General features: G+C 68.1%; 20 protein-coding genes. 10 read left to right on the top strand and 10 right to left on the bottom strand.

The window, feature by feature from the left end; genetic code table 11:
• Positions 1–203, bottom strand: a 203-nt coding sequence (locus ABW137_RS06775; protein WP_526398180.1) for a nitroreductase family protein, incomplete at its 3' end; no start/stop codon positions are given.
• Positions 204–298: 95 nt separating this feature from the next.
• Here ABW137_RS06775 and ABW137_RS06770 point away from each other — a divergent pair.
• Positions 299–871 (top strand): TetR/AcrR family transcriptional regulator, encoded by a 573-nt coding sequence (locus ABW137_RS06770; protein WP_526398178.1) that lies wholly within the window; start codon positions 299–301, stop codon positions 869–871.
• A gap of 19 nt (positions 872–890) precedes the next feature.
• Here ABW137_RS06770 and ABW137_RS06765 read toward each other — a convergent pair whose 3' ends face one another.
• From ABW137_RS06765 to ABW137_RS06740, 6 genes are all read right to left on the bottom strand, one after another.
• Positions 891–2,216 carry a hypothetical protein gene (locus ABW137_RS06765; RefSeq protein ID WP_526398176.1) on the bottom strand — a complete coding sequence of 442 codons (1,326 nt, stop codon included), beginning with the start codon at positions 2,214–2,216 and terminating at the stop codon, positions 891–893.
• Positions 2,213–2,641 carry a hypothetical protein gene (locus ABW137_RS06760; protein ID WP_526398184.1) on the bottom strand — a complete coding sequence of 143 codons (429 nt, stop codon included), beginning with the start codon at positions 2,639–2,641 and terminating at the stop codon, positions 2,213–2,215. Before ABW137_RS06760 ends, ABW137_RS06765 begins: the two co-directional genes overlap by 4 nt.
• Positions 2,642–2,646: 5 nt before the next feature.
• Entirely contained in the window at positions 2,647–2,841 is a 195-nt protein-coding gene (locus ABW137_RS06755; RefSeq protein WP_526398174.1) for a hypothetical protein, read from the bottom strand.
• Complete coding sequence (locus ABW137_RS06750) at positions 2,838–4,613, bottom strand: hypothetical protein (protein WP_526398182.1); 1,776 nt, start codon at positions 4,611–4,613, stop codon at positions 2,838–2,840. The genes ABW137_RS06755 and ABW137_RS06750 overlap by 4 nt, the downstream gene beginning before the upstream one ends.
• A gap of 208 nt (positions 4,614–4,821) precedes the next feature.
• The gene (locus tag ABW137_RS06745; RefSeq protein WP_526398172.1) at positions 4,822–5,598 is read right to left on the bottom strand and encodes an isocitrate lyase/PEP mutase family protein; all 777 of its coding nucleotides are present in this window, start codon (positions 5,596–5,598) and stop codon (positions 4,822–4,824) included.
• A 63-nt stretch (positions 5,599–5,661) separates the two neighbouring features.
• Positions 5,662–5,874, bottom strand: a complete 213-nt coding sequence (locus ABW137_RS06740) for a TOBE domain-containing protein (RefSeq protein ID WP_526398170.1) — start codon at positions 5,872–5,874, stop codon at positions 5,662–5,664.
• Between the two features lie 12 nt (positions 5,875–5,886).
• Between ABW137_RS06740 and ABW137_RS06735 the strand changes: the two genes are divergently transcribed.
• From ABW137_RS06735 to mmpH, 6 genes are all read left to right on the top strand, one after another.
• Complete coding sequence (locus ABW137_RS06735) at positions 5,887–6,507, top strand: hypothetical protein (RefSeq protein WP_526398168.1); 621 nt, start codon at positions 5,887–5,889, stop codon at positions 6,505–6,507.
• A 7-nt stretch (positions 6,508–6,514) separates the two neighbouring features.
• Positions 6,515–6,832: a hypothetical protein gene (locus ABW137_RS06730; protein ID WP_526398166.1), complete on the top strand. Its 318-nt coding sequence runs from the start codon at positions 6,515–6,517 to the stop codon at positions 6,830–6,832.
• Between the two features lie 9 nt (positions 6,833–6,841).
• Entirely contained in the window at positions 6,842–7,300 is a 459-nt protein-coding gene (locus tag ABW137_RS06725) for a PPOX class F420-dependent oxidoreductase (RefSeq protein WP_526398164.1), read from the top strand.
• A 122-nt stretch (positions 7,301–7,422) separates the two neighbouring features.
• Positions 7,423–8,658: an MMP alpha-(1->4)-mannosyltransferase gene (gene manT, locus ABW137_RS06720; RefSeq protein WP_526398162.1), complete on the top strand. Its 1,236-nt coding sequence runs from the start codon at positions 7,423–7,425 to the stop codon at positions 8,656–8,658.
• Positions 8,652–9,386, top strand: coding sequence for a class I SAM-dependent methyltransferase (locus ABW137_RS06715; protein ID WP_526398160.1), 735 nt, complete (start codon positions 8,652–8,654; stop codon positions 9,384–9,386). The genes manT and ABW137_RS06715 overlap by 7 nt, the downstream gene beginning before the upstream one ends.
• A 4-nt stretch (positions 9,387–9,390) precedes the next feature.
• Positions 9,391–10,461: an MMP endo-(1,4)-3-O-methyl-alpha-D-mannosidase gene (mmpH, locus tag ABW137_RS06710; RefSeq protein ID WP_526398158.1), complete on the top strand. Its 1,071-nt coding sequence runs from the start codon at positions 9,391–9,393 to the stop codon at positions 10,459–10,461.
• Position 10,462: 1 nt separating this feature from the next.
• Here the strand turns inward: mmpH and ABW137_RS06705 are convergent, their stop codons facing one another.
• Positions 10,463–11,554 (bottom strand): GGDEF domain-containing protein, encoded by a 1,092-nt coding sequence (locus ABW137_RS06705; protein WP_526398156.1) that lies wholly within the window; start codon positions 11,552–11,554, stop codon positions 10,463–10,465.
• A 92-nt stretch (positions 11,555–11,646) separates the two neighbouring features.
• Here ABW137_RS06705 and ABW137_RS06700 point away from each other — a divergent pair, with 92 nt between their 5' ends.
• Positions 11,647–12,414: a DUF2127 domain-containing protein gene (locus ABW137_RS06700; protein ID WP_526398154.1), complete on the top strand. Its 768-nt coding sequence runs from the start codon at positions 11,647–11,649 to the stop codon at positions 12,412–12,414.
• A 4-nt stretch (positions 12,415–12,418) separates the two neighbouring features.
• Here the strand turns inward: ABW137_RS06700 and ABW137_RS06695 are convergent, their stop codons facing one another.
• On the bottom strand, positions 12,419–13,117 hold the full coding sequence (locus tag ABW137_RS06695; RefSeq protein ID WP_526398152.1) for a class I SAM-dependent methyltransferase: 699 nt from the start codon (positions 13,115–13,117) through the stop codon (positions 12,419–12,421).
• A 52-nt stretch (positions 13,118–13,169) separates the two neighbouring features.
• Between ABW137_RS06695 and ABW137_RS06690 the strand changes: the two genes are divergently transcribed.
• Positions 13,170–13,739: a TetR/AcrR family transcriptional regulator gene (locus ABW137_RS06690; RefSeq protein WP_526398150.1), complete on the top strand. Its 570-nt coding sequence runs from the start codon at positions 13,170–13,172 to the stop codon at positions 13,737–13,739.
• Here ABW137_RS06690 and ABW137_RS06685 read toward each other — a convergent pair.
• Positions 13,726–14,316 carry a TetR/AcrR family transcriptional regulator gene (locus tag ABW137_RS06685; protein ID WP_526398148.1) on the bottom strand — a complete coding sequence of 197 codons (591 nt, stop codon included), beginning with the start codon at positions 14,314–14,316 and terminating at the stop codon, positions 13,726–13,728. The two genes, ABW137_RS06690 and ABW137_RS06685, sit on opposite strands and share 14 nt — an antisense overlap.
• 141 nt (positions 14,317–14,457) lie before the next feature.
• On the opposite strand from ABW137_RS06685, the gene ABW137_RS06680 reads away from it, so the two are divergent.
• Positions 14,458–15,801 carry a cytochrome P450 gene (locus ABW137_RS06680; RefSeq protein ID WP_526398146.1) on the top strand — a complete coding sequence of 448 codons (1,344 nt, stop codon included), beginning with the start codon at positions 14,458–14,460 and terminating at the stop codon, positions 15,799–15,801.
• Positions 15,802–15,840: the final 39 nt, after the last annotated feature.

The raw sequence follows: 15,840 nt of genomic DNA, 5'->3' as shown, positions 1-15,840 counted from the left end.
GCACCGCTGACCACCTCGACGTGCCACGGCTGGGTGTTCGAGTTCGACGGCGCCGACCCGGCGAGGGCGAACACGGAGCGCATCGTGTCCTGCGGCACTTCGTCGGCGCGGAATGCGCGGGTGGCCCGTCGGGTGCGGATCAGGGTTTCCGCGGCTTCGATGAGGCCGGTTTCGATGAGGCCGGTTTCGATGAGGCTGGGCATGGCGACGTTCTCCCATCAAGTACACGTTGTCGTTTACTTGGTGCCAGAGTAGCGAAGACTCCCGCTTGTGTAAACGGAGACGTATACTTCGATTCGTGGGCGAGACGGGCAGGCAACGCGGCCGGGGTGGTCGGGAACGCATCCTGGCCGCCGCCACCGCGCTGTTCGAGGCGCAGGGCATCAATGCCACCACCATGGAGCAGATCGCCGCCGAGGCGCCGGTGTCGAAGCGCACGCTCTACGCGCACTTCCCGGCGAAGGAGGACCTCGTCATCGCCTACCTGCGGCACCTGTCCGACACCGGACTCACGATGGAGAGCATGCTCGACCGCGAGGACCTGCCGGCGCGTGAGCGAATCATGTCGTTGTTTCGCGTCCATCGCGTCAACGGCCCGGTGCGCGGGTGCCCGTTCACCGCGGCCGCCACCGAATTTCCCGACCCGGCCAGCCCGGCGCATGCCTACACGCGAGATCGCAAGCAGGAGTTCACGTCTCGCATTGCCGGTCTGTTGCTGGAGCTGGGCGCTCGCGAACCCGACCGGTTGGCCGAACAGCTTGCGATCCTGGCCGACGGCGTCGCGGGCCGGGCGATGGTGTTCGACGATCCTGGCCGCGGCGACTACGGGCGCGTGGCGGCCGAGACGCTGCTCGACGCCGCCCTTCTCTAGCTCGGCCGCCGAAGAGAGCTCAGCCGCCGAAGAGCAGGTACAGGCCGGTGAACGTGTAGCCGACCATCACCAGCATCATCGCCAGCTGCCCCGTCACCTGATGGCCCTTGGGCAACACCCGCAACGCGCGGTCGTGCGCCGCGACCACGCCTGCGACGTGCCCCCCGACGACGAAGCAGACCTTCAACGTCGACAGCACCGTCGGATGCATCGACAGAAAGTAGTGCGCCTGGGTGTCACCGAGCCAGCCACTGCCGACCGGATCCGCCAGCCGCAGCACCGTCTCCTGGCCGCGCTCGAGCAGATAGGTCAGGTAGTGCGCGAACACGTAGCCGATGACGATCGGAATCAGGGAGTGCGCCATCAGGCCGGGCAGTTCGCGACGACGGGCGGCGTCCACCCCGCCCGTCGCCATGGCCGCCAGCCAGAACGTCGTGCCGACCACCCCGGCGAACAGCAGCAGCCCCGCACTGCGCACCAGCACGGCGATCGGCGTCGAGTCACCAGCGACGTCGTCGACGAACTGGCGTGACTGCGGCATCGCCGAGAAGCTGTCGAACGCCGTCGAGCCGAGCAGCACGGCCAGCACCGCCAGCGTGCCCGCGCGCACCGGCAGCGACGGGAGATGGTCGAACGGGTTGCCGATCGCGATGCGTCCGTCGTCGTTGCGCCGCAACGGCGACAGCCTCGACGCCACCATGCCGTATACCTCGAACGGATCGCCCCGCGCCGGCCAGCGCGTCCCGAAGACCAGCGCGCCCGCCAACGTCACCGCCACGTACAGCAGAAGCCAAATCTTCACCGCGGGAAGCGAACCAGGATCCGGGCTGGCCAGCTCGAGCCAGACGAACGCGAACAGGCCGACCGCCGCGGGCCAGTAGCCCCACCGCGCCGGATATTCGCGCGGCGGCGAGCTCCGCGACAGCGGTAGCAGCCGGTACACCGTCCGCACCGGCGAGATCGCCCGCCACACCGGCCCGATTGCCAGCGACACCGCCACCAGCCCCACCCAGAGCAGTACGTAGAACACACCGGGAAGCGCACTCCCGCCGTCCTGTGGCCCGACGACCGCGGCGACCGCCACCCATGCGCTCAACGCCAGCCCGGCCGCGGCCACCACCCAGCGCGTCGCGGATGCGTCCGTCACCGTCGTCACCGACCGAGGAAGCGGACGGCCCTGCTTCGCCGCGTCGAACCGTGGCTTCTTCCACGCCAGCACCACCACCGCGAACGTGAACGTCAGCGCCCACGCCGCGCCGATGAGTGCGTAGGTATAGGGGATCGGCAGGTCGTTCGAGCCGCCAAGACCGTGGGCGAGCAGCGAGGTCGACGGGCTCCGGGTCACTGCACCTGGATCGTGGCGATCGTGCGGTTCAGCTGATGTAGCTCGACGTCGACCGTGCCGGGGACGGCGACGGTGAACTGGAAGGACTGGCCGTTCTTGGGCTCGATGGTGAAGGTGTGTTCCGGATTCGAGTGCACGTGCAACTGGTCGGCGGCGTCGCTGTTGACCCTGATCACGATCGGCGAATTGACCGAGGTCTGGAGCTGCTCGTTGGTCGGGGTGACCTCGCCACCCTTGATGGTCACGTCGACGACGAGGCGTTCCGGCGGTGCCTGCTGATCGGTCAGCTCGGGTGCGTCCGTCGAGGTCGGCGTGGCCGGCGAGCTGCTGGCAGCCGCGTCGCCCGATTCATTCGAGCCGCCACCGCAGCCCGAGGCGAGCAGTGCGACGGCGGTCAGGGCAGCGAGAGTTCGTGAGATCGTCAGCGTGGTCACGATGGTCCATCTTCGTCGGCGACGGCTGGGTGCTCACTGTGAGCCGCGTCATCCTCGGCATCCTGGTCGCGGTTGCGGCGGTCCTTCATCGCGATGTACACGACCACCCCCACCACGACGACCGCAGGCGCGAACGCGGGCAGCGCCAGAAGCAGGGTGTGGTCGGCGACCAGCTCGACTGACGGCGTCACCCCTGAGGCACCGGCTGCTTCGGCCCGGGATCCTCGACGGCCTTGCTGTCGGTGAACGACTCGTAGGCGTTGATCCGGCCCGCGCCCCACGTGAGGGCGGCGATGAGAACCAGCGTGCAGAACAGCACCACCAACGACGCGACGTTGAACAGCCACGCCGGGTGGTTCTGGTTGCGCTCGCGCTGCAGGATGGTGATCTCCTGGACGAACGGCCGCGTGCTGGACGCCAGCGCAGGCGTCTCCTGCGCCCCGATGCCAGGGTCGGCGGGCAGGAAGATCGGCACGCCTGCCATGGTGTGGCCGTCCTGCACGCGCAGCAGCGTCTTCCACGAACCCCAGACCGGGATCGGTTGGGTCGACCGGTAATGCCCGGGCCCGACCTTCTCCAGCTCGTCGATGGCCAACCCGCGGTCGTTCGCGATGCCACCCTGCCACGCCAGGATGGTCACCCACTCGGGGTCGTCGCCGATGAGGTCGTTCGGGGCGATCCGGACGTCGGCGGAGACCGTGCGCTGGCCTGCGTCGCTCGGCAGATCGGTCAGCGCGATCGTCGCGTTCGCGTCCTCGGGCACCTCGGTGCGCAACCCGTTGGCCACCGCGCCGCCGGTCACCAGGACCGTCAGCACCACCGCGGTGACGCCGATGGCCGGCCTTGGCAGCCTTTGACCGGTGAGCACCATGGCAAGCAGGCCGCCGCAGACCCCCATGCCGACGGCCACCGGCACCGCCATCGCGAGCGCCTCCGGCCACATGCTCGTCGGCCACGGATAGCGGTACACGGCGGCGACCCAGAGGGAGTCCAACCACAGTCCGACGGTGCCGACACCGAGGCCCGCGATGGCGCCGAACAGGACTGGGCGCTTGACGAGCGGTGTCAGGGCGATGAGCTCGACGACGATGGCCGCGCCGAGGTATAGCGGGAACCAGCTGGTGGGGCCGCCGAGGATCGGGCCCACCAGCACCGAGGTGGCGCCGCGGATCACGACCGCGAGCAGCGCGGCGATGATCGCTCCGCCACGGCCGAGCACCAGCCGGGCGGCGACGGCGGCGAACGCGCCTGCGAACGCGATCATCATCGGCTGTTGCACCAGGCGGAACTGCTCGACGCCGAAGTCGTACTCGATCTGGAAGACCGACAGGCCGATGAACAACCCGCCGAAGGACAGATACCGCAGCAGCTTCAGGACGAACCTGTCGTCCTCCACGTCGGGTCCCATGGCTCGTCGGCCCTCGTACTCGAGGAGGAGGACGGCGATCAGGGACATGCCCGCCCCGCCGATCAACATCAGGTGCGTCGGACCCCAGAGCGTGACGTCCTGGCCGAAGATGCGATGCCAGACGTCGTCGAGTGGGAATCCGATGAGCGCGTACATGCCGCACATGGCCATCAGCAGACCGCCGACGGGCGCGAACCAGGTGCGGGTGATGCGGATCGCGGCGGGTCCCGGCTTGTCGTAGGGCAGGACCATCGCGAGCGTGCCCGCGATGAAGAGCAGGAACAGGCCGAACAGGATGAAGTAGTGGGCTGGGTTGGCCAGCGGGCCCGGATCGCGGCCCTTGCCGATGTGCAGGCTGACGTCCCAGATGAAGCCGAACAGCGCGGCGATGATGGTCGCGGTGAACAGGAACACCTGCAGGGCCACCCACGGCGGGCGCTTGAACCTGGCGCCCGTCCTCTCGGCGAGGTTCATCAGCCAGGTGATCCGGCGTTGGCGGTGCAGGTAGCCGATCCACAGCAGGGCCAGCGTCACCACCAGGGCGACGGCGGACATGCCGATGACCTGATCGAGGGCGGCGCCACCGCCCTCCGTGCCTTGCTGGGGCGCCGCGACGAACTGCAAAGACTGCTGTGTCAAAGACTGCTGTGTCAAAGACTGCTGTGTCATTGCCTTCATTCCCCCTGCCGAGATTCGAGCAACCGTCCTTACCGGTCGGTAATATTGCCAGAATCTCGTAGGTGAAACCAGGGGTACCGGGTAGTTACCTGCGCTGATCGCCCTTGGCGTACCGAATCACCAGGTCCTGCAGGTCCAGGTACGGTGTCGCCTCCGGAAACGGCAGGCCACCGCGGGCGGCTTCGGCAACCCGGACGGCTGCCGACAGCGCCGCCCGGTAGGGCAGCGAGCCCGTCGAGATCCGTCGCACGCCGAGGGCGGCCATGTCGACGGGCGAGCTTCCCGGCACGGCCAGCACGTTGAGCGGCCGATCGACGTTGCGGGCGAGGTCGCGAACCACGCCGGAATCCGTGGCGCCGGGGACGAAGATCCCGTCGGCGCCCGCCTCGACGTAGTGGTGGGCCCGCGCGAGTGTGGCCGTGACGTCGGCGTCCTGGCCCAGCCAGTAGGTGTCGACGCGTGCGTTGACGAACATCTTGGGCGAGCGCGCCTTGATCGCGCGGATCTTGGCGGCATGCAGCTCGGGATCGATCAGTTTCTCCGCGGTGCTGTCCTCGACGTTGACGCCGTCAGCGGGCAGCAGGGACACATAATCGGCGACCGCATCCGGGTCAGCAGAGTAGCCGTCCTCGACGTCGATGCTGAGGTAGCAGTTCAGTGGACGCAGCGCGTCGGCGAGTCTGAGGTTGGCGTCCCGTGTCGAGCCCGCTCCGTCGGGGGTGCCGTGGGTGACCGCGACCCCGAAGCTGGTGGTACCGAGCGCGGTGAATCCCGCCTCGAGCAGTGCCAGCGCCGACGGCACATCCCACGCGTTCGGCAGGACCAGCGGCAGATCCGCGTAGTGCAGATCGCGAAACGTCACGCGAGCCTCATTTCCTCGGCGGCAGACGGCGATTCGTCGCCATTGGCGCGCCGACCCTCTCGCCTACTCGACGCCGATGGCCACCTCGGTGGACTTCACGAACACCGTGGCGGGGAGGCCCGCCGTCAACCCGAGGTCCTCGGCCGCGTCCTTGGTGATCGACGCCGTGACGACCTGATCGCCGCCGTCGAGCTTGACGCGAACGGTGGCCATGACCGCACCGAGGTTCACCTCGGTGATGGTGCCCGTGAGCTGGTTACGTGTCGAGAGGCGCATGGTGCAGAGCCTATGCGGATCGGGTCCGTCGCCGACCCCGATCGGCCTAGCCTGGGTGCCGTGGAGCTGGCGGCGATGGGGCTGCGGCAGCGTGACGGGGTCTCTTGTGGCCCCGCCGTCGCCGTCGTCGCGGGGGCGCTGCTGGATCCGGCCTACCGCGCGAAGCTCACGGCGCCCCGCGACGTCGCGCAGACCGGGGGCGCTTGGTTCGACGGTGAACAGGGCAGGGTGCACGCCACGGCAAACCGGATCTGGCCGCGTGCTCTCGGCACCACTCCGTCGGGCATGGCGCGGACGATCAGCAGGCACAGCGCCGGTCACGGCGTGCGGTACGGCTGGCGCCTGGTGCGTCGCGACGACCCGCTGGAGGACGTCGAACGCGCGGTCGCGGCGCACTGGCCGGTGGCGATGCTGGTGGGCAACTCGATTCCTCGGCATTGGGTGCTGATCGTCGAGGCGACGGGATCAACGCCGGGATCGATGCTGCGCTGTTACGAGCCGTCCTCGGGGGAGGTGCGACCCACGACCGCCGAGGCGATCCGCGGAGCGCGACTGAGCGGACTGGGCTTTCGCAGGCCGTATGCGTTCGTCCTCCCCCGGTACCGGATCCCCGGAGTCGAATCGAACATATGATCGAACGATGGGCGAGTTCCAGTCGATCGGCTACCACGGGCAGCCCGTGCAACAGCCGTTTCGACGCGTCGATCCGCCATCTGCGGTGCTCGTCGATCTCGGGGCCGTGTTCCCGCGCGAACCCCACACGTCCGGCGGCTACAACCCGGCAGGCCTGCAGATGCACTCGATCGTCGAGGGCAGGTTGAGCTGCTGGGGTCTGTGCGAGCAGGGGCAATGGTGGGGGCTGGTCACCTATGACATCTGCTACGGCGCCAAGCGCAAGTCCGTGACGCATTGGATTCCGGCCTGGACGCTCAAGCCGGTGAGTGAGCGCCGTCAGTAAGTTGGTGCAATGGCCCGTAAGCTCGCTACCGCCGATTCCGTCGATCTGCCGACGCTGCTGGACTTCGTCCGGCCCCGGCACCACATGCTCCTCACCACCTTCCGCTCCGACGGGTCGCTCCAGAGCTCGCCGGTGACCGGCGGCGTCGACGACGCGGGCCGGATCGTCATCGCCAGCTACCCGCAGCGCGCGAAGTCGGCGAACATCCGCCGCGATCCCCGCGCCAGCGTCACCGTCATCTCCGACGAGTTCAACGGTCCGTACGTGCAGGTCGACGGCGACGCGGAGGTGATCGACCTTCCCGAGGCGGTGGAGCCGCTGGTGGACTACTTCCGCGCGATCGCGGGCGAACACTCGGACTGGGACGAGTATCGCCAAGCGATGGTCGATCAGGGGAAATGCCTGATCAGGGTGACGCCGGTGCGGTGGGGACCGGTCGCGACGGGTGGCTTCCCGCCCGAGAAGTAGGGGCCCGCCGGGCGCCCGTGGTAGTCCCAGAAGTGACCGCGTTGCGGCGGCTAGCTAGTCAAACTATAGTCTGGACACATGTCCAGAGCGCAGATTCCGACTCTGGCCGCGGTGAAATAGCCATGCGGATTGCCCTGCTCTCATACCGAAGCAAGACGCATTGTGGTGGGCAGGGCGTCTACGTCCGCCATCTGAGTCGCGGTCTCGTCGACCTTGGCCACGACGTCGAGGTCTTCTCGGGCCAGCCCTATCCGGGGGGTCTCGATCCGCGGGTGCGCCTGACCAAGGTGCCGAGCCTGGACCTGTATCGCGAGCCGGATCCGTTCCGCGTCCCCCGGCCCAGCGAGATCCGCGACCGCATCGATCTGTTGGAGCTCCTGACGACGTGGACGGCGGGCTTTCCCGAGCCCAAGACGTTCTGCCTGCGCGTGGCGCGCATCTTGGCCGAGCGGCGCGACGACTTCGACGTGGTGCACGACAACCAGAGTCTGGGTGACGGTCTGCTCGCGCTCACCGACCTCGGGTTGCCGTTGGTCGCCACCGTGCACCACCCGATCACCCGCGACCGAGTTGTCGACGTCGCCGCGGCGAAGTGGTGGCGAAAGCCGTTGGTGCGCAGGTGGTATGGCTTCGCCGAGATGCAGAAGCGGATCGCCCGCCAGATCCCGGAGCTGCTGACCGTGTCGTCGTCGTCGGCCACCGACATCGCCGAGGACTTCGCGGTCTCGCCTGCTCAGCTCCACGTGGTCCCTCTCGGGGTGGACACCGAGCTGTTCAGGCCGAGCGAGCATCGGGTGCGCAACCGGATCATCGCCATCGCCAGCGCCGACGTCCCCCTCAAGGGGGTCAGTCACCTGCTGCACGCGGTGGCGCGACTGCGCGTCGAGCGCGACCTCGACGTGCAGCTCGTCTCGAAGCTGGAGCCCAACGGGCCCACCGAGAAGCTGATCGCCGAGCTCGGCATCTCCGACATCGTGCACAGTTCCAGCGGTCTCAGCGACACCGAGCTGGCCGACCTGATGGCCTCGGCCGAGGTGGCGTGCATTCCCTCGCTGTACGAGGGCTTTTCGCTGCCCGCAGTGGAGGCGATGGCGAGCGGCACGCCGATCGTCGCGAGCCGGGCGGGCGCGCTGCCCGAGGTGGTCGGAGACGACGACGTGTGTGCCCGCCTGGTGCGCCCTGGCGACGTCGACGATCTGACGAGGGTGCTTGGTGAACTGCTCGACTCGCCACTGGAGCTGCGCAGGCTCGGCGCCAACGGCCGCAAGCGAGCTGTCGACGTGTTCAGCTGGGAATCCGTTGCTGCGCAAACAGTTTCGGTATACGAACGAGCAATGAAGCGAGCTGGAACATGCTGACGGTCGACTTCGACAGGCTGGGCGTTGGCGCAGGCAGCAGCGTCATCGACGTCGGGTGTGGAGCAGGCAGGCACTCCTTCGAGGCCTTCCGGCGCGGGGCCGACGTCGTCGCGTTCGACCAGGACGTCGAGGAGCTCAACAACGTCGACGCCATCCTGCAGGCGATGCAGGACCAGGGTGAAGCCCCGGCGGACGCGAAGGCCGAGGCCGTCAAGGGTGACGCCCTCGATCTTCCCTACTCCGACGGCACGTTCGACGTCGTGATCGCCTCCGAGATCCTGGAGCACGTCCCGGAGGACGAGCGCGCGATCGCCGAGTTGGTACGGGTACTGAAGCCGGGTGGGCAGCTCGCCGTCACGGTGCCGCGCTGGCTGCCTGAGAAGGTCTGCTGGATGTTGTCCGACGAATACCACGCCAACGAGGGCGGGCACATCCGCATCTACCGCGCTGACGAACTGTCGGCCAAGGTCACCGCATGCGGGATGCAATTCGACCACCGGCACCACGCGCATGCCTTGCACTCGCCGTTTTGGTGGCTGAAATGTGCTGTGGGCGTAGAGAATTCGGATAACTTCGCCGTGTCGGCGTACCACAAGCTGCTGGTCTGGGACATGATGTCGGCGCCGTGGGTGACCCGAAACGCCGAGTCGCTCCTCAATCCACTGATCGGCAAGAGCGTCGCGCTCTACTTCCGCAAGCCGGCCACTCTCTCCGGCCCGGCGGTCTGACCCGGTGCGGCGCCATGAGATCCCTGGTGTACCAGGTGTTCTCACGCCCGAGCAGTGTCGCCAGACGGCGGAGTCCATCGCAGCGACGCAGGAGTCGACCGGCGCACTGCCCTGGTTCGTGGGCGGCCACACCGACCCGTGGGATCACGTCGAGAATGCGATGGCGTTGACGGTTGCGGGTCTGTGGGAACCGGCGAGGGCGGCGTTCGATTGGTGCCGTGACGAGCAGCGCGCCGACGGCTCTTGGCCCATCCAGATGCGCAGCGGAGTCGTCGAGGACGGCAACAGCGACAGCAACTTCTGTGCGTACGTCGCCACCGGAGTGTGGCACCACGTGCTGATCACCGGCGACCGCCGATTCGCCGAGGACATGTGGCCCGTGGTGAACGAAGCCATCGACTTCGTCATCGCGATGCAACTCGACGGCGGTGAGATCGCTTGGGCCAGAAGCGATGCAGGCATCCTTGCCGAGGCCCTGCTGACCGGCTGCGCCAGCGTCTATCACAGCATCAGGTGTGCGCTGGCGCTGGCGACCTACCTCGGTGAATCCCAGCCGGAATGGGAGGTCGCGCTCGGCAGCCTCGGGCACGCGATCGCCGAGCATCCCGACGCGTTCACCACCAAGGACGACCACGCGATGGAGTGGTACTACCCGGTGCTCGCCGGCGCACTGCGGGGCGAAGCGGCCAGGGTCCGCATCGACTCGCGGTGGGACCGGTTCGTGGTGCCGGGCATCGGCATCCGATGCGTGGACCATCGGCCGTGGGTCACCGGCGCCGAGACGTGCGAACTTGTGATGGCGCTGGACGCGATCGGCGACTCTTCGAGGGCCCGTGAGCAGTTCGAGGCCATGCAGCATCTTCGCGAGTCGGACGGCTCGTACTGGACCGGACTGGTGTTCGCCGATGGCAAGCGGTGGCCGGAGGAACGCACCACCTGGACCGGGGCGGCGATGATCCTCGCCGCGGACGCGCTGTCGTCTACCACCAGGGCCAGTGGAATCTTCAGGGGAGTCGATCTGCCGCGGGGGTTGGAAGGCCAGTTCGACTGCGCCTGCGCGGCCAGCGGCCGCTGACTCACCCGGTCTGCGAGTCGTGCCGGCCGTGGTGCTGAAATCTGTTGCCGCCGCTGCGCTTCGCTCGATACATCGCCTTGTCGGCCGCTCCGACCAGGTAGTCGACCATTGACTTGTGCTGCCGGGTGGGGACGCCGTCCAGCGGCGCGCACGCCGTGCCGACACTGGCGGTGACGGGGACCGGCAGGTCCGCAACGGCCGCGCAGATCCGTTGCGCCAGCGGGGCGGCGTCGCCGACGTGAGAGGTATCGGCGACGATGAACTCCTCTCCGCCGCTGCGCGCGATCACGGCCGTGTCGTACGTGCTCGATCGCAGAGCGTTGGCCACCTCCACCAACACGCGATCGCCCGCCAGGTGGCCGTGCCGGTCGTTGATCGACTTGAAGTCGTCCAGGTCGATGACCGCAACCAGGAGGAACATGTCGGGCGCGGGCCGGGACATCACCAGGCCCAGCGTCTCGAACAGGAACGCGCGTCGGTTGCACAGGTTCGTCAGCGGATCGAGATCCGCGCGCGCCAGATCGTTGCCGAGCGCCCGGATCATGACCTGGATAGCGAGGGCCAACGCGATGTTGACCTGCAACACCAGGAACAGATCCACGGCCGCGAGCGCCACGTGCCCCTGTGCCGCCAGCCTGATCGCTGCGTACAGTGCGACGGCCGCCGTGACGAGGAAGTTGTACAGGACGTACTTGGAGGTGTGGAAGAACGCGATGTAGCCGCCACTGGTCGCGAACGCGATGCATCCCAGGAGCGAGGCCATGGGGTCGGGATAGGCCAGGCAGGCCAGGGCGATCGAGGTGTTGGTCACGACGGCAAACCCGACGGATTGCGCGGGTGTGGGCCACCGCACCGTCCACACGACGGCACCGACGATCCCACCGGCAAACGCCGCCCAGGTCATTGCGACGGGCAGCGGGTCGCGCGGCCCATCCGGACTGACGAGCAGCGCCACCAGACACAGCGCGAGCGAGGCCGAGATCGCGGCCATCATGATGCGGGTGGCGCCACCTATTCCGCGCGCGTGAAGGTATCCGCTGAGCCAGTCATAATGACTCGGCTGCAGCCACCATCGTTTGAGTGCGGCAGTCACAGGCTCGACCCCCAGTGTCGTTGAGCAAATTATGCACGACCGTCACTGTTGCGCAGCTGGCATCATCGGCCGGGAACGAGGAGCCCACGACCATGGACGGATCCGACGACCGCAACCGCTGGGAATTGCGCACCTGCGCACGCCGCGGCCACGTCACCTACGAGCCCGACGACGACGCACTCGCGAGGCGGCTCAGCGGCACGACCGGGCTCGGCGAGGTGTGGCGCTGCTTGCGATGCGGTGATTTCATCCCCGGCCCGCCGCACGGGCGGGGCCGCGCGGCGGACGCGCCGCTCGTCATCCGCGGCAGGGCGCTGCGGCAGGCCATCATCCTGCGCGCACTGGCGGTGGAACGCTGGATCCGCGCGTTGCTGATCGCCATCGCCGCCTACGCGGTCTGGCAGTTCCACGGTGCACAGGGGTCGATCCAGGCCGCGTTCGACCGGGATCTGCCGCTGCTGCGCAGCGCGGGCCTCAAGGTCGACCAGATGACGGCGATCCACGAGCTGGAGAAGGCGCTTGCGGCCAAGCCGTCGACGTTGACACTCCTGACCCTCGCGTTGGTCGCCTACGCGGTGCTGGAACTCGTCGAGGGGGTCGGACTCTGGTTGCTCACGCGGTGGGGTGAGTACTTCGCCGTCATCGCGACGTCGGTGTTCCTGCCGTTGGAGGTGTACGACCTGGCGGCGAAGGGCATCACCACCACCCGCGTTGGGGCGTTCGCGATCAACGTGTTGGCCGTGATCTACCTGCTGTGGTCCAAACGGCTGTTCGGCCTGCGCGGTGGGCGCGCGGCCTACGACGCGGAACGGCGCGGAGAGCAGCTCCTCGACGTCGAGCGGGCGGCCGCAGGGCTCTGACCGGTCAGTCCAGCGCGTCGCCCGGGGTCCCGCTGACGCGTTCCAGGATGCGCATCGAACCCATCGCTGCGACCTCCCCGAAGGCCCCGCCGTCCAACGCGCGGCGGTACACGCGGTACGGAGCCTGCCCGCCATCGTTCGGGTCGGGGAAGACGTCGTGGATGACGAGGGCGCCGCCGACCGCCACCCACCTGGCCCAGCCGTCGAAGTCTTGCTGCGCTGCGGCGTCGGTGTGACCGCCGTCGATGAACAAGAGCTGCAACGGGGTTCGCCACGACCGGGCGACGAGCGAGGACTTGCCGACCACGGCGACGACGTGGTCGTCGAGGCTCGCGGCGTCGAGGGTGTGCCGCAGCGTCGGAAGCGTGTCGAAGAGGCCCGTCACGGGGTCGACCATGGTGGTGTCGTGGTATTCCCAGCCGGGCTGATGCTCTTCCGATCCGTGGTGATGATCCACCGTGTAGAGCACGCCGCCGGTCTGCTGCGCAGCGGCGCCGAGCAGCACGGTCGACTTGCCGCAGTACGTGCCGATCTCGACGCCGACGCCGTCGCCGAGGTACCTCACCGCCGCGTCGTACAGCGCGCGTCCTTCTTCGGCAGGCATGAATCCGGTGACCCGCTCGGCGAGCTCGAAGAGCCGGGCGGCCGATGGTGGCAGACGCGTGGGGATGTGCGTGGGGATGTGACTGTCGGTCGTACTCATGTGGCCAACTTACCGTTGCTGGTCACAGTCACTTGTAGTAGTGTCCGGACATGTGTCCGATCCGACCGTGGAGTCGACTCGGCGCCGTCTGACCGCCAAGCAGGCAGACACCGTCGACAGGCTCGGTAGGGCGGCCGTCGACCTCCTCAACCGGGACGGATTCGCCGGTCTCACGGTGCGACGGGTGGCCGCCGAAGCGGGTGTCGGCGCTGCCACCGCCTACACCTACTTCTCGTCCAAGGAGCACCTCGTCGCGGAGGTGTTCTGGCGCAGGCTCGCTGGCTCGCCGCCGGCCTCGCACGACTCCACTGACCGAGCCGCCCGCGTGATCGAGGTGCTGCAACACATTTCGCTGCTGGTCGCCGACGAGCCCGAGTTCGCAGGCGCGGTCACCAGCGCGCTGTTGGGGCGCGATCCCGACGTCGAAGTGCTCCGGCAGCGCATCGGGCGGGACATCAGGGAGCGTCTCGCGGCGGCGCTCGGACCGGATACCGACGCCGACGTCATCGATACGCTCGAGATGTTGTACTCCGGCGCCCTGGTCCGCGCTGGGATGGGGTACGCGTCGTATGCCCAGATTGCGGAGCGGTTGGAGAAGTCCGCCCGACTCATGCTCGGCTAGCGGCCAGCCCGAGAATGGCGCGTGCAGCGCTGACCGCCGGGTCGACGAGGCCGCGAACGTCCATGGCGTCTTCGACGAGGAGAGCGGTCAGCTCGCGCAAGCCGCCCAGCAGGATGAGGGCCAGCTCCCGCGAGATCGGTTCGAGGCCGGCATTCTGAAATCCGGGGCTGGCGCTGATGCCGACGAGCATGTCGGTGAGGTTCTGCATGGCAAGGCGATTGAGCGGCCGGGACAGGTCGCCGAGCGCGGGGGCCTCCCGAATCCAGCTCAGTGTGATGGCGGGGCGGGCTTCGATGTGCGCGACGTACGCCCCGACGGCGGCCTGCACCTGCTCCTCGGGGGGCGCCGCGGGGTCGATCGCGGAGGTGATGCCCGCGATCATCCGGTCGTTGTTGGTCCGCAACAATTCGACGAAGCATTCTTCCTTGGTGGCGAACTCGTCGTAGAAGGTGCGCTTGGAGGTCTTGGCGTTGCGCACGACGTCGGCGACCGTCGTGGCGCGATAGCCGCGCTGGGTGATGGACTCGGCGAGGCCGTCTAGGAGTCGGCCACGGAAGGCCGGGTGCACGGTGGTCACACTGGTTGCGTCGTTCACAGCGTCAGCCACTCTAGTCGCCACGAACCCACCCCGGACCCTTGCGCATCATCGGTACCAGGCGGTACCGTGAGTTGCGGTGACGCGGTACGAAGGAGTACCACAACAGTCTGGAGGGTTTGGATGAGCCAAGCGGCGATCGCGGCGATCCCAACGAGCAGTCCGATCAACCTCCCGCCCAAGCCCCGGCTGCCCAGGTTCGTCCAGGCCATCGCGTTCGCAACGGCTCGGCGGTCGATGGTCGAGAAGCTCACCCGTCGCATCGGCGAGGCGTTCACGATCGACGTTCCGGTGTTCGGTCCGACGATCATCGTCGCGGACCCACGACTGGCCAAGCAGCTGTTCTCCGCCAACACCGACGACGTCGGGAACATCCAACCCAACCTCAGCCGCATCCTCGGCTCCGGCTCGGTATTCGCCCTCGACGGCGCCGACCACAAGCGACGTCGCAAGCTGCTGACGCCGCCGTTCCACGGCAAGAGCATCAAGAACTACGAGGTGATCTTCGAAGAGGAGACGCTGCGCGAGGCCGAATCCTGGCCTGAGGGACGGGAATTCGAGTCGCTCGAGCCGATGATGCGGATCACGCTCAACGCCATCCTGCGGGCCGTGTTCGGGGCCGACGGCGAGCAGCTCGACGAGCTGCGGCGCATCATCCCGCCGTGGGTCACGCTCGGGTCGAAGCTGGTGGTGCTGCCATCCCCCTCACGCACCTATGGACGATTCAGCCCGTGGGGCAGGCTTGCGGCGTACCGGCGGCAGTACGACGAGGTCATCGACCGGCTGATCGACACCGTGATGGCAGACCCGAACTTCGAGACGCGCGACGACGTCCTGACCCTGCTGCTGCGCAGTGCCTACGAGGACGGGGCCGCGATGACGCGGCGCGACATCGGTGACGAACTGCTCACCCTGCTCGCCGCGGGCCACGAGACCACGGCCGCCACCCTGGCTTGGACGCTGGAGCGCATCACCCGGCACCCCGACGTCCTCGACCGACTGGTCGACGAGGCGGCCACCGACGCCAACGAATACCGCCAGGCCACCATTCTCGAAGTGCAGCGGGCCCGCACCGTCATCGACTTCGCCGGGCGGCACGTGTACGCGCCGACGATCGAGCTCGGCGAATGGGTGATCCCGCGGGGGTACTCGGTGATCGTGGCGATCGACCACATCCACGCCCGCGCAGAGGATTTCGCCGATCCCGAGCGATTCGATCCGGATCGATACGTCGGCAAACGCCCGCCGACGTTCGCGTTCATCCCGTTCGGCGGCGGCACCCGGCGCTGCGTCGGCGCGGCATTCGCGAACGTCGAGATCGACGTCGTGCTACGAACCATGTTGCGCCACTTCGAGATCCACACCAGCACCGCCCCGGACGAGAAGGTCTACTCGCGGGGTGTGGCCTACACGCCGAAGGCGGGTGGCCGGGTCGTCCTGCGGCGGCGGGCGACTCCGCTGGCGTAGAGACGAGACTGCCGCGACGCCCCACTGGGCATCGCGGCA

It is taken from the genome of Mycobacterium sp. (assembly GCF_040509115.1).
GTDB lineage: Bacteria > Actinomycetota > Actinomycetes > Mycobacteriales > Mycobacteriaceae > Mycobacterium.
This window is presented reverse-complemented; position numbering and strand designations above follow the sequence as displayed.